The organism is Herbaspirillum sp. AP02, from assembly GCF_015767275.1.
Lineage (GTDB): Bacteria > Pseudomonadota > Gammaproteobacteria > Burkholderiales > Burkholderiaceae_D > Herbaspirillum.
Window position 1 is genome coordinate 224,230 of the sequence record NZ_JADWMY010000002.1, and the last position, 12,810, is coordinate 237,039.

Consider the following 12,810-nt stretch of genomic DNA (forward strand, 5'->3'; position numbering starts at 1 on the left):
GCACGGCGTTAGTCCTGGTGCGGACGGCTGACGAAGCTGAAGCGTTGTTCCAGCTGGCTGGTAGCCACGCGCTGCAGCGGGAGCGATTGGCGACCGAGCTGGAAACGGGGCGCGACCGCATCGGCGCCCTCCAGCCAGCGCATCAGGGCATCCTCATCCGCATCGTCCACCTGCAGGCAAGGCAACAGATGCCCCAGGTCGCGGTCATCCACGCCGGTGATCACCTCGCCGACCCGCAGGTAGAGCCGGCCGGCTTCATCCATCCAGGCAGCCTCCACTTCATCGGCGACTGCCCCGGTGTGTAGCACCAGGGACAGCTTGCCCTGTGCATCCGGCTCGGTGCGCAGGATGTGTGGCATCCATTCCAGGTCGACATAGACCCGCTGCGGCCCGTTCTGGAAATACCACCGCCCCCCCGCATCGCAGGCGTAATTGCGGTCGATGAAGGCCAGCAGGGCAGGGTGGCGGATCAGGTCACCCGGCAAGTCCAGCTGTTGCGCGCGCTCGTCGCGCATGCGCCAGCCGCCTCGTGCATCCAGCCGCAGCCAGCCGAAGCAATGCGGCACATTGGGCCAGCGGGCCATGGCCTGCTGCACGATCTCATCCATGGGCCAGCTCCGTATGGGCCGGGAAGGCGCTCTCCGACTTGCCCTCCAGGAAATGCAGCAGGCGGCGCGGCAGCCACGCCAGGTTGCCGGGCGGGCCGCCGGCGGCAAAGCCGACATGGCCGCCTTGTTCCGGGTATTCCAGCACCACTTCCGGCGCGGCCGAGCGCGGCAGGTGGCGCGCCGGCAGGAAGGGATCGTTCTGCGCATTCAGGACCAGCGTGGGCACGCTGATGTCGTGCAGGATGTGCTTGGCACTGGCGCGGTCCCAGTAATCCTCGGTATTGCGGTAACCGTGCAGGGGGGCGGTGACGATGTTGTCGAAGGCGTACAGGTCGCGGGCCGACAGCAGCGCTTCGCGGTCGAACAGGCCCGGGAACTGGTCCAGCTTGGCCAGGCACTTGGGCCGCATGGTACGCAGGAAGACCCAGGTATAGAGCCGGTTGAAGCCCGACGCCAGCGCCGCTCCGCCACCGGCCAGGTCCAGCGGTGCCGACACTGCGCAAGCAGCATCGACGATCTCGGCCTGGTGCTGTGATTCCCCCAGCCAGCGCAGCAGCGCATTGGCACCCAGCGAGACGCCGCTGGCGTAGAGGTGGCTCGCCGCCAGATCCTGCTGACGCTGTTTCAGGCGGCGGATGATCCAGTCCAGTTCAGCCGTGTCGCCGGAGTGATAGAAACGCGGCGCCAGGTTGATTTCGCCGGAGCAGCCGCGGAAATGCGGAATCGCTCCGTGCCAGCCACGCCGTTGCACCTCGGCCATCAGGGCAAGGCTGTAGTGGCTGTCCGAGGAACCTTCCAGCCCGTGGAACAGCACCAGCAGCGGACGTCCCGGCTGGCCGTCGACGAAATCGATATCGACGAAGTCGCCATCCGGCGCTTCCCAGCGCTCACGCCGGTAGCGCACGGCCGGCTTGGGCAGGAAGGTCGAGGGATAGATGGTCTGCAGATGACCGCCGGGAAGCCAGCGGGGCGGGATGTAAAGCATGATGCGGCCTTGCTCGTGTTCGATGCTGCCTGTGGAGGATAGAAACCGGCCGCACTCAGTGCAGCATGGCTGTGCTGACCACGGCTTCGACCGGTGCTGGGCCCGGGGCGACCGAGGCGTGGTGCATCACCATGCGCCAGCCCAGCGCGGTCTTGAGGTAGACATTGGTGGCGATGACATGCACGTCAGGCGGGCCTTCGCCGCCGTGGTCGATTTCTTCCACCACGCTGTGCACCGAGGTCATCATGTTCTGCGACGCGTGCAACTGGCGCGGCCGGATGTGCAGGCCGCCGTTGGAGAGGATGTCTTCCCACATGGCGCGGATATCCGCGTGGCCCACCAGGCGTTGTGCGCCGGGGTGGATGCAGACGATTTCCTCGTCATCGGCCCACAGCTCCATCAGCGCCTCCAGGTCGGCACGGGCGAGGGCGTCGTAGTAGGCCGCCTCGATTTCATCGGGCGAGCCATGGATCAGTTTGGTGCGCGGCATGACAAATCTCCGGATCAGATGAAAAGAGGGCCTTGTGGGCCCTCTCGTGTCTGGCTTGAAACTTCTGCTCAGTGGCCCTTGACCACGGTGCCCGGTTTGAGCTGGTACTGGGTACCGCAGTATGGGCATTTGGCCGCGCCGTGCGCATCCAGTTCCAGGAACACGCGCGGGTGCGAATTCCAGGTGGTCATGCCGGGGCTGGGGCAGTGGGCTGGCAGGTCCTTGCCTTCGAGCAGGACCACGCCCTGCGATGCTTGAGCTTGGCTCATCTTGTTCTCCGTTGCTTGCGATTGACTGTTGAAACGTTAAGGTCGGGTGTTGCGAATCGATATCCTGGCGGCCGCCGCTGCCCTTTACACCAGCGTGAGCCAGTGCTTGTACTGCGGCGCCCGGCCGGCCACCACGTCGAAGAACAGGGTCTGCAGCTTCTCGGTGATGGGACCACGGCCGCCGTTGCCGATGACGCGCCGATCCAGTTCGCGGATCGGCGTGACCTCGGCGGCAGTGCCGGTGAAGAAGGCTTCATCGGCGCAATACATCTCGTCGCGGGTGATGCGCTTCTCGATGACCTCGATGCCCAGGTCGCGCGCCATGGTCAGCACGGCGTCGCGGGTGATGCCATCCAGGCAGGAGGCCAGGTCGGGAGTATAGAGCTTGCCGTTCTTGACGATGAAGACATTTTCGCCGGAACCCTCCGAGACATAGCCCTCGGTGTCCAGCAGCAGGGCTTCGTCGTAGCCGTCGGCCAGCGCTTCCTGGTTGGCCAGGATGGAGTTGATGTAGTAGCCGCAGGCCTTGGCGCGCACCAGCGACACATTCACGTGGTGGCGGGTGAAGGAAGAGGTCTTCACACGGATGCCCTTGTTGATGCCGTCCTCGCCCAGGTAGGCGCCCCACGGCCAGGCGGCGATGGCCACGTGGATCTTGTTGCCCTTGGCGGACACGCCCAGTTTTTCCGAGCCGATCCAGATCAGTGGGCGGATGTAGCAGGATTCAAGCTGGTTTTCGCGCACCACCTGGCGTTGCGCCTGGGCCAGCGTTTCCTGGTCGAACGGCACTTCCATCTGGAAGATCTTGGCCGAGTTGAACAGGCGCTGGGTGTGTTCCTTCAGGCGGAAGATGGCCGTGCCCTCGGCCGTCTTGTAGGCGCGCACGCCCTCGAAGACACCCATACCGTAGTGCAGCGTGTGGGTCAGTACGTGGACGGTGGCGTCGCGCCAGTCGACCAGCGCGCCGTCTTTCCAGATCTTGCCGTCGCGGTCAGCCATGGACATGGTCATCTCCCTGTATGCGGTAAATGCGGAATGTGCAGAATGTGCGGAAAACGAAATTCGTGATGAAACACCCAGTGCGGACGAACCGGGCAAAGAACTGCATTTTAGCGGATTCACGCGAGCAAAAACTTTCATCTGTAGAATGAAAGGCCTGAGTGAAAATGCACACATCGTCACACGCCCCGGCATTCCCGGCCGGTGCATCCAATCGGGTAACGGAACAACAATGCAGAAGGAGACAGGCGAGCACGGACCAGGGGCGGCAGGCCAGCCAACGCCGCACGACCCCGCCACCGCCCGCCGCATCGAGAAGGACGCCTTCCAGGACGGCTGGCGCGCCAGCGCCTCGACCATACCGGCCGTGCTGGCCTGGGGCGTAGTCTCGGGCATGGCCATGGTCAAGTCGGGGATGAGCATCTTTCAGTCGCTGGGCATGAGCCTGCTGGTCTATGCCGGCTCGGCCCAGTTCGCCGTACTGCCCCTGCTGGCGACCGGCGTGCCGCTGCTGGTGGTGTTCTTCACGGCCATGATCGTCAACCTGCGCTTCGTCATCTTCTCGGCCGCCGTCGCGCCGCATTTCGAGCACCTGCCCTGGTATCGCCGGGTGTGGTATGGCTTCTTCAACGGCGATATCTCGATGGCCTTCTTTCCACAGCGCTTTCCTCCTTCTACCTTCGGGCAACCTGCAGGCAAGATCGGTTATTTTGCAGCGATCTGCTATCCCGGCTGGGTGGCTTGGCAACTCGGCGCCACCATCGGCATCCTGCTGGCGAGCCAGATTCCGGAGAGCTGGAACATCGGCTTCGCCGGCACCCTGGCCCTGATCGCCATCATGATCCCGATGACCAGCAGCCTGCCGGCCCTGGCCGGGGTGGTGGTCTCCGGCACGGTGGCGGTACTGGCGCTGGCGCTGCCCTACCGCCTGGGTTTGCTGCTGGCCATGGTGTTGGGGATGAGTGCGGCCATGTTGGTCGACAAGTTGCTTCCAGTGAAAGAAAAGGATGAAGGGGTTGCCGCATGAGTGAATGGTATGTGTGGGGCGCCATCGTCCTGATGACCGTGTCCACCCTGGTCACGCGCAGCGGCTTTTTCCTGTTCGGTCACGCGGTCAAGCTGCCGCCGCGCCTGAAGCACGCCTTGAGCTATGCCCCGGCCGCCGCCATGGCGGCCATCATCTTTCCCGACCTGGTCAGCGCGCGCGGGGTGATCGACCTGAGCCTGGCCAACCCCAAGTTGCTGGCCGGCATTGGTGGTGCCATCTTCTTTGCGGCAACGCGTCATCTTCTGGGAACTATTGTGGCAGGAATGTCACTCTTTACACTGTTGCGCTGGTTCCTGTGAACCTCTGCGCATAGCCGCCCGTCGCGCCCAGGATGTTGTCCAGGCTGCCAAAAAGCCGTCAGGGGCGGGTCAGGCTGGAGTAAAATACGACGTTTTTCGCCCCCTTCTTCGAATTCCTACCTATGAAATTCAACCGACTGAGCGATCTGGTTTCTGCCAATCAACTGCAAGGCAAACGCGTCTTCATCCGTGCCGATCTGAACGTGCCGCAGGATGATGCCGGCAATATCACCGAAGATACTCGCATCCGCGCTTCGGTGCCGGCCATCCGCGAGGCCCAGAAGGCAGGCGCTGCAGTGATGGTGACGTCCCACCTGGGACGCCCCACCGAAGGCGAGTTCAAGCCCGAAGATTCGCTGGCCCCGGTGGCCAAGCGCCTCTCCGAACTGCTGGGCAGCGAGGTCAAGCTGGTCGCCAACTGGGTCGACGGCGTGGAGGTGCAGCCGGGTCAGGTGGTGCTGCTGGAAAATTGCCGCCTGAACAAGGGCGAAAAGAAGAACAGTGACGAGCTGGCGCAAAAGATTGCCAAGCTCTGCGATGTCTACGTCAACGATGCCTTCGGCACCGCCCACCGCGCCGAAGCCACCACCCACGGCGTGGCCAAGTTCGCGCCGGTGGCCTGTGCCGGCCCGCTGCTGGCGGCCGAGCTGGACGCCCTGGGCAAGGCCCTGAACCAGCCGGCCCGTCCGCTGGTGGCCATCGTGGCCGGTTCCAAGGTCTCCACCAAGCTGACCATCCTGAAGACGCTGGCGGCGAAGGTCGATAATCTGATCGTCGGTGGCGGCATCGCCAATACCTTCATGCTGGCCGCCGGCCTGAAGATCGGCAAGTCGCTGGCCGAGCCGGACCTGGTCGAGGACGCCAAGGCCATCATCGAGCTGATGGCCAAGCGTGGCGCTTCGGTGCCCATCCCCACCGACGTCGTGGTGGGCAAGGAATTCTCGCCGACCGCAGCGGCTACCGTGAAGGCCGCCGAAGACGTGGCCGACGATGACATGATCTTCGACATCGGTCCCCAGACCGCTGCCCTGCTGGCCGAGCAATTGGGCCGTGCCGGCACCATCGTCTGGAACGGCCCGGTGGGCGTGTTCGAGTTCGACCAGTTCGGCGGTGGCACCGAAACCCTGGCGCGCGCCATCGCCGCCTCGCCGGGCTTCTCGATTGCCGGTGGTGGCGACACCCTGGCGGCCATTGCCAAGTACCACATCGCCGACAAGGTCGGCTACATCTCCACCGGTGGTGGCGCCTTCCTGGAATTCCTGGAAGGCAAGACCCTGCCTGCGGTCGAGATCCTGCTGCAACGCGCGCAGTAAGCAAGGCCGGCGCCGCGCCCCGCTGCCGGGCGCGGCACCTCGTGGTTCCATCCGGTTCCATCCGAATTCTGAGTCTGTAGCATCACCAACAGGGACGCGTCCGAGACGCGCGTCCGGGGCGGAAGCTCTCCGCCGGATCGGCCCCGCATCGGGCCGGGCAGCGGGCTTCTATCACCAAGTCGCAACCAGAAAGTATTCATGTCCAGAGCAACAAAAATCGTCGCCACCATCGGCCCCGCCTCGAGCGACCGCGAGACCCTGACCCGCATGATCCGCGCCGGCGTGGACGTCGTGCGCCTGAACTTTTCCCACGGCAAACCGCAGGATCACATCGACCGCGCCACCCTGGTGCGCGAAGTGGCCGACGAATGCGGCAAGAAGGTCGCCATCATGGCCGACCTGCAAGGCCCCAAGATCCGCGTGGGCAAGTTCGAGAACGGCAAGATCATGCTGGTCAACGGCGACAAGTTCATCCTCGATTCCGATTGCCAGATGGGCAACCAGGAGCGCGTGGGTCTGGACTACAAGGCACTGCCGCGCGACCTCAAGGGCAATGACGTGCTGTTGTTGAACGACGGCCTGATCGTCTTGAAGGTCGAGCGCGTGATGGGCAATGAAATCCACACCGTGGTCAAGATCGGTGGCGAGCTGTCCAACAACAAGGGCATCAACCGCCAGGGTGGCGGCCTGTCCGCGCCCGCACTGACCGCCAAGGACATGGACGATATCAAGACCGCCATGAGCTTCCAGTCCGACTACGTGGCCGTGTCCTTCCCCAAGAACGCTACCGACATGGAAATGGCGCGCCAGCTCTGCAACGTGGCCGGTGAACCCTTCGGCCACAAGCCGATGATGATCGCCAAGATCGAACGCGCCGAAGCGATCCCGCTGCTGCAGGAAATCCTCGACGCCTCCGACGGCATCATGGTGGCCCGTGGCGACCTGGCCGTGGAAGTGGGCAATGCCGCCGTGCCGGGTTTGCAGAAGCGCATGATCAAGATGGCGCGTGCCTCCAACAAGTTGACCATCACCGCGACCCAGATGATGGAGTCCATGATCGTCAATGCCGTGCCGACCCGCGCGGAAGTCTCCGACGTCGCCAACGCCGTGCTGGATGGCACCGACGCCGTGATGACCTCGGCCGAGACCGCCTCCGGCAAGTATCCGGTGGAAACCGTGGAAGCCATGCACGCCATCTGTCTGGAAGCCGAGCGCTCCGACAATGTGCAGCTGGATGCGGATTTCCTGAACCTGCGCTTCACCCGCGTGGACCAGTCGATCGCCTATGGCGCGCTGTTCACCGCGCACCACCTGCGCGTGAAGGCGATTGCAGCGCTCACCGAATCCGGCTCGACCGCCCTGTGGATGAGCCGCCACAACATCGATATTCCGATCTTCGCGATCACCCCCAACGTCGCCACGCGCCGCAAGGCTTCGTTGTTCCGCAACGTTCATACGCTGGAACTGGCCCAGGCGCCCGACACCGAAGCCATGTTGAAGGGCGCCCAGGATCTGCTGCTGGCGCAAGGCGTGGTGCAGAAGGGTGACCTGATCGTCGTGACCTGGGGCGAGCCCATCGGCCAGGTTGGCGGCACCAATGCGCTGAAGATCCTGCGCGTTGGCGAGTACTGATTTTTCATCGTTCTGGAGTTTTCATCATGCCTCTCGTATCCATGCGTCAACTGCTGGACCACGCCGCCGAAAACGGTTACGGTCTGCCGGCATTCAACGTCAACAACCTGGAGCAGGTTACTGCCATCATGGAAGCCGCCCATGAAGTCGGCTCCCCCGTGATCATGCAAGCCTCGGCCGGTGCCCGCAAATATGCTGGCGAAGCCTTCCTGCGCCACCTGATCTCGGCGGCCGTGGAAGCCTATCCGCATATCCCCGTGGTGATGCACCAGGATCACGGCCAGTCCCCGGCCGTGTGCATGGCCGCCATCAAGTCCGGTTTCTCTTCCGTGATGATGGATGGCTCGCTGGAAGCCGACGGCAAGACGGTGGCCAGCTACGAGTACAACGTCGAAGTCTCGCGCAAGGTGGTCGAGTTTTCGCACGCCATCGGCGTGACGGTCGAAGCCGAACTGGGCGTACTGGGTTCGCTGGAAACCATGAAGGGTGACAAGGAAGATGGCCACGGCGCCGACGGCACCATGACCCGCGAACAACTGCTCACCGATGTCAGCCAGGCGGCCGACTTCGTCAAGCAGACCCAGTGCGACGCGCTGGCCATCGCCATCGGTACCTCGCACGGCGCCTACAAGTTCTCGCGCAAGCCCACCGGCGACATCCTGGCCATCGACCGCATCAAGGAAATCCACGCCCGCATCCCCAACACCCACCTGGTGATGCACGGTTCCTCTTCCGTGCCGCAGGAACTGCTGGCCGAGATCCGCGAATTCGGCGGCGACATGAAGGAAACCTATGGTGTGCCGGTCGAAGAGATCCAGGAAGGCATCAAGCACGGCGTACGCAAGATCAACATCGACACCGACATCCGTCTGGCCATGACCGGTGCGATCCGTCGCTATCTGGCCGAGAACCCGTCCAAGTTCGACCCGCGCGACTACCTGAAGCCTGCCCGCGAAGCCGCCAAGCTGGTCTGCAAGGCACGCTTCCTGTCGTTCGGTTGCGAAGGCCAGGCTGGCAAGATCAAGCCGGTCTCGCTGGAAAAGATCGCCGAGAAGTACAAGAGCGGCGAACTGGCACAGATCGTCCAGTAAGCGCTGAGCAGCGCTGAGCAGTTAAGCGCCGGCACTAACCGACCGGAATCGCCCTGAACATGGCGGTTCCGGTTTTTGACTTTACGAAAAGACCATCATGAGCAGTCTGTACAAATCCTCGATCACTTCCCTGCCACTGCTGGGCACCGGCAAGGTCCGCGAAAACTACGCCGTCGGCGACGACAAGCTGTTGATCGTGACCACCGATCGCCTGTCGGCCTTCGATGTCATCATGAACGAACCGATCCCCGGCAAGGGCAAGGTCTTGAACCAGATGAGCGATTTCTGGTTCGAGAAACTCGGCCACATCGTGCCCAACCACCTGACCGGTGTCGATCCGGAATCCGTGGTGAGCCCGGCCGAAGTGGAACAGGTGCGTGGACGCGCCGTGGTGGCCAAGCGCCTGAAACCCATCCTGGTGGAAGCCGTGGTGCGCGGCTACATCATCGGTTCCGGCTGGAAGGATTACCAGGCCACCGGCGCGATCTGCGGCATCCAGCTGCCGGCCGGCCTGCAGCAGGCCTCCAAGCTGGAACAGCCGATCTTCACCCCGGCCGCCAAGGCCGACCTGGGTGAACATGACGAAAACATCAGCTTCGAAGAAACCGAGAAACGCATCGGCACCGAACTGGCCCACAAGATTCGCGACGTCGCCATCCAGCTCTACAAGGAAGCCGCCGGTTATGCTGCGACCCGCGGCATCATCATCGCCGACACCAAGTTCGAGTTCGGCCTGGATGACAACGACGTGCTGCACCTGATGGATGAAGTGCTGACTGCCGATTCCTCGCGCTTCTGGCCGGCCGACAGCTACCAGGTCGGTATCTCGCCGCCGTCCTTCGACAAGCAGTTCGTGCGCGACTACCTGGAAACCGTCGACGGCTGGCAAAAGACCCCGCCGGCGCCGCCGCTGCCGGCCGACGTCATCGACAAGACCGGCGCCAAGTACCGCGAAGCGCTGGAACGCCTGACCGGCAACCAGCTGAAGGACTGAGATCATGAGCGATACCGTCAAGCCCGTCGTGGGCGTGGTCATGGGTTCGTCCTCGGACTGGGAGGTGATGCAGAACGCGGTCGCCATCCTGAAGGACTTCGGCGTGCCTTTCGAAGCCCAGGTGATTTCCGCACACCGCATGCCGGACCAGATGTTCGCCTACGCCGAGAGCGCCCGCGCGCGCGGCCTGCGCGCCATCATCGCCGGTGCCGGTGGTGCTGCCCACCTGCCGGGCATGATCGCGGCCAAGACCATCGTGCCGGTGCTGGGTGTGCCGGTGCCGTCCAAGTATCTGCGCGGCGAGGACTCGCTGTTGTCCATCGTGCAGATGCCCAAGGGTATCCCGGTGGCGACCTATGCCATCGGTGAAGCCGGTGCCGCCAATGCGGCGCTGTCGGCCATCGCCATGCTGGCCTGCACCGATGCCGCTTTGGCTGACAAGCTGGAAGCCTTCCGCAAGACCCAGACGCAAGTCGCTCTCGATATGAAGTTGCCTGTATGACCCAGCAGTCCGCATCCTCCTTCGCACCATCGCTGCGTCCTGCCGTTCCCTCGACCACCCCGGCCACCTGGCTGGGCGTGATGGGAGGCGGTCAGTTGGGCCGTATGTTCGCGCATGCCGCGCAGAGCATGGGCTTCAAGGTCGCCGTGCTGGAAGCCGATGCCGATTGTCCGGCCGGCCAGGTGGCGGACCGCCTGATCAATGCCGCCTACGACGATGGCCCGGCGCTGGCCGAGCTGGGTGCGCTGTGCGCTGCGGTCACGACCGAGTTCGAGAATGTCTCGGCCAAGAGCCTCGCCACGCTGGCGGCCCAGACCTTCGTGGCACCGGCCGCCTCTGGCGTGTCGATAGCCCAGGACCGCACGGCCGAGAAAGCCTTCTTCACCGAATGCGGATCGCATTCCGGCGTGCTGCCGGCCCCCCATCTGGTGATCAACACCGAGGCCGACATCGACGGGCTCGATGTGAACCTGCTGCCGGGCATCCTCAAGACCGCTCGCATGGGCTATGACGGCAAGGGCCAGGTACGCGTGCGCAGCATCGAGGAAGTGCGCAGCGCTTTCGCCGCCATGAAGGGGGTGACCTGCGTGCTGGAAAAGATGCTGCCGCTGGCCTATGAGGTTTCGGTGCTGGTGGTGCGTGGACAGGATGGCCAGGCGGTGGTCTATCCGATTGCCGAGAACGTGCATCGCGACGGCATCCTCTTCACCACCACCGTACCCGGTCCCAATATCAAGCCCGATGCCGCCGAGCGCGCGCAGCAGGCGGCCTTGCAGATCATCGGCGCGATGCAGTATGTGGGCGTGTTGTGCATCGAATTCTTCGTGCTGGAGGATGGCGCGCTGGTGGTCAACGAAATGGCGCCGCGTCCGCACAACAGCGGTCACTACACCATCGACGCCTGCGTCACCAGCCAGTTCGAACAGCAAGCCCGTGCCATGGCGCAATTGCCGCTGGGCGATACGCGCCAGCATTCGCCCTCGGTCATGCTCAACATCCTGGGCGACGTCTGGTATGAAGGCGATGGCGACAGCCAGCGCGAACCGGCCTGGGACCAGGTCCTGGCGCTGCCCGGTGCGCACCTGCATTTGTACGGCAAGGCCGAAGCCCGTCGCGGTCGCAAGATGGGTCACGTCACCTTCACCGGTGCCACCCTGGAAGGCGCGCAGCGGCAACTGGCTGCCGCCTGCGGCATCCTGGGCATCCCACTGTAAGCGGCAGGATCAGGCGATGAACGACAAGAGCACTTCCCCCGTCCCGTATATCGATGCGGCAGCCGTCATGCATGCCGCCCGCACGCTGGAGCAGGGCGGGCTGGTGGCATTTCCGACCGAGACCGTCTACGGCCTCGGTGGCGATGCCGAGAACCCGGCTGCGATTGCCGCCATCTATGCGGCCAAGGGGCGGCCGGCCAATCATCCGGTGATCGTGCATGTCTCGCCCGAGGCCGACATCGGCTACTGGGCGGCATCGGTACCGGTGGAGGCACGACGCCTGATCGCCTCGTTCTGGCCGGGGCCGCTGACGCTGATTCTGAAGCGCGCCGCGCATATTCCCGATGCCGTGGCCGGCGGCCAGGATTCGGTGGGTCTGCGTTGCCCCGCGCATCCGGTGGCGCAGGCGCTGCTGCGTGAATTCCGTGGCGGCAAGGGCGGTATCGCCGGCCCCTCTGCCAACAAATTCGGTCACGTCAGCCCGACCACGGCGGACCATGTGCGCGAGGAATTCGGCAGCGATGCCGATAGCCTGGTGGATTACGTGCTCGATGGTGGGCAGAGCGAAGTCGGCATCGAGTCGACCATCGTCGATCTCTCACGGGTGGCGACCCATGGCCCGGTGCTGCTGCGCCCCGGCCAGATCAGCGCGGACCGCATCGAGGCGGTATTGGGCGTGCCGCTGGCCACGCCCGATGCGACTGCGCCCCGTGCCTCCGGGACCCTTGATGCCCACTACGCGCCGCACACGCCGGTGGTGCAGGTTGAACCGGCCCGGCTGCAGGATGTATTGGCGCAATTGGCTGCCATCGGCAAGAAGGTGGCCTTGATCGGCGCACAGCACCATGAAGGCAAGGCGAGTGCGGCGATCGTGCGTGCGATGCCGGCCTCGGTGGACGCCTATGCGCACGATCTCTATGCAGCACTGCGCGACATGGACCATACCGGTGCCGACCTGATCGTGGTCGAGTCACTGCCGGTGACGCCGGCATGGCAAGGTGTCAATGACAGGCTGCGACGTGCCGCCTTTGATTCGCAAGGCGTGCTGGAAAGACTGCTCAACGCCTGAGCTGAGTTCGCCTTTTCCCTTCCTGTTTTCTCCCGCCCCATACTGACTGTCGTGCTGTCGTCCCCGCCGGTACTGACTCTGCGGTCAGTAGCCGGTTGTCAAAAGCAGACAGGGCCGGATGGACGCTTCACAACTTCTATACAAAATATGACAAAGCTGGCATAGTATCTCCAAAGAATAGCACGCGCGTTCTTTTTGTTTCATCAGTGTAAAAGCAGGGTAATCAGCAGTGACATGAACTTACGCTGAATAATGAAAAACGGTAACCAGCCGTGCACATAATCCCGTCAGACGCCA

14 protein-coding genes are annotated in these 12,810 nt (G+C 63.8%); 9 read left to right on the top strand and 5 right to left on the bottom strand.

The annotated features are described in order from the left end of the window. Nucleotides 1-8: 8 nt before the first annotated feature. The 5 genes from I5R65_RS06930 to I5R65_RS06950 all read right to left on the bottom strand — a co-directional run bounded on the left by I5R65_RS06930 (nt 9) and on the right by I5R65_RS06950 (nt 3,357). Complete coding sequence (locus tag I5R65_RS06930) at nt 9-608, bottom strand: DUF2946 family protein (RefSeq protein ID WP_180665715.1); 600 nt, start codon at nt 606-608, stop codon at nt 9-11. Then, nucleotides 601-1,593 carry a YheT family hydrolase gene (locus tag I5R65_RS06935; RefSeq protein WP_180665717.1) on the bottom strand — a complete coding sequence of 331 codons (993 nt, stop codon included), beginning with the start codon at nt 1,591-1,593 and terminating at the stop codon, nt 601-603. Before I5R65_RS06935 ends, I5R65_RS06930 begins: the two co-directional genes overlap by 8 nt. 55 nt (nt 1,594-1,648) lie before the next feature. Next, a complete protein-coding gene (locus I5R65_RS06940) occupies nt 1,649-2,083 on the bottom strand; it encodes a nuclear transport factor 2 family protein (protein WP_180665719.1) in 435 nt (144 codons plus the stop codon). A gap of 68 nt (nt 2,084-2,151) precedes the next feature. After that, nucleotides 2,152-2,352, bottom strand: a complete 201-nt coding sequence (locus I5R65_RS06945) for a zinc-finger domain-containing protein (RefSeq protein WP_180665721.1) — start codon at nt 2,350-2,352, stop codon at nt 2,152-2,154. Between the two features lie 84 nt (nt 2,353-2,436). Then, entirely contained in the window at nt 2,437-3,357 is a 921-nt protein-coding gene (locus tag I5R65_RS06950; protein WP_180665723.1) for a branched-chain amino acid transaminase, read from the bottom strand. A 226-nt stretch (nt 3,358-3,583) separates the two neighbouring features. On the opposite strand from I5R65_RS06950, the gene I5R65_RS06955 reads away from it, so the two are divergent. From I5R65_RS06955 to I5R65_RS06995, 9 genes are all read left to right on the top strand, one after another. Continuing rightward, complete coding sequence (locus tag I5R65_RS06955) at nt 3,584-4,378, top strand: AzlC family ABC transporter permease (RefSeq protein ID WP_180665724.1); 795 nt, start codon at nt 3,584-3,586, stop codon at nt 4,376-4,378. Further along, a complete protein-coding gene (locus I5R65_RS06960) occupies nt 4,375-4,698 on the top strand; it encodes an AzlD domain-containing protein (RefSeq protein WP_180665726.1) in 324 nt (107 codons plus the stop codon). Before I5R65_RS06955 ends, I5R65_RS06960 begins: the two co-directional genes overlap by 4 nt. A 122-nt stretch (nt 4,699-4,820) precedes the next feature. Continuing rightward, nucleotides 4,821-6,011 carry a phosphoglycerate kinase gene (locus tag I5R65_RS06965; RefSeq protein ID WP_180665728.1) on the top strand — a complete coding sequence of 397 codons (1,191 nt, stop codon included), beginning with the start codon at nt 4,821-4,823 and terminating at the stop codon, nt 6,009-6,011. 198 nt (nt 6,012-6,209) lie between these two features. After that, nucleotides 6,210-7,643 (top strand): pyruvate kinase, encoded by a 1,434-nt coding sequence (gene pyk / locus I5R65_RS06970; protein WP_180665730.1) that lies wholly within the window; start codon nt 6,210-6,212, stop codon nt 7,641-7,643. A 26-nt stretch (nt 7,644-7,669) separates the two neighbouring features. Continuing rightward, a complete protein-coding gene (gene fba, locus I5R65_RS06975; RefSeq protein WP_180665732.1) occupies nt 7,670-8,734 on the top strand; it encodes a class II fructose-bisphosphate aldolase in 1,065 nt (354 codons plus the stop codon). 97 nt (nt 8,735-8,831) lie between these two features. After that, the gene (locus I5R65_RS06980) at nt 8,832-9,728 is read left to right on the top strand and encodes a phosphoribosylaminoimidazolesuccinocarboxamide synthase (protein ID WP_180665734.1); all 897 of its coding nucleotides are present in this window, start codon (nt 8,832-8,834) and stop codon (nt 9,726-9,728) included. Nucleotides 9,729-9,732: 4 nt separating this feature from the next. Then, nucleotides 9,733-10,230 carry a 5-(carboxyamino)imidazole ribonucleotide mutase gene (gene purE, locus I5R65_RS06985; protein WP_180665736.1) on the top strand — a complete coding sequence of 166 codons (498 nt, stop codon included), beginning with the start codon at nt 9,733-9,735 and terminating at the stop codon, nt 10,228-10,230. Beyond that, complete coding sequence (locus I5R65_RS06990) at nt 10,227-11,444, top strand: 5-(carboxyamino)imidazole ribonucleotide synthase (RefSeq protein WP_180665738.1); 1,218 nt, start codon at nt 10,227-10,229, stop codon at nt 11,442-11,444. The genes purE and I5R65_RS06990 overlap by 4 nt, the downstream gene beginning before the upstream one ends. Nucleotides 11,445-11,460: 16 nt before the next feature. Then, a complete protein-coding gene (locus tag I5R65_RS06995; protein WP_180665740.1) occupies nt 11,461-12,513 on the top strand; it encodes an L-threonylcarbamoyladenylate synthase in 1,053 nt (350 codons plus the stop codon). Nucleotides 12,514-12,810 lie beyond the last annotated feature (297 nt).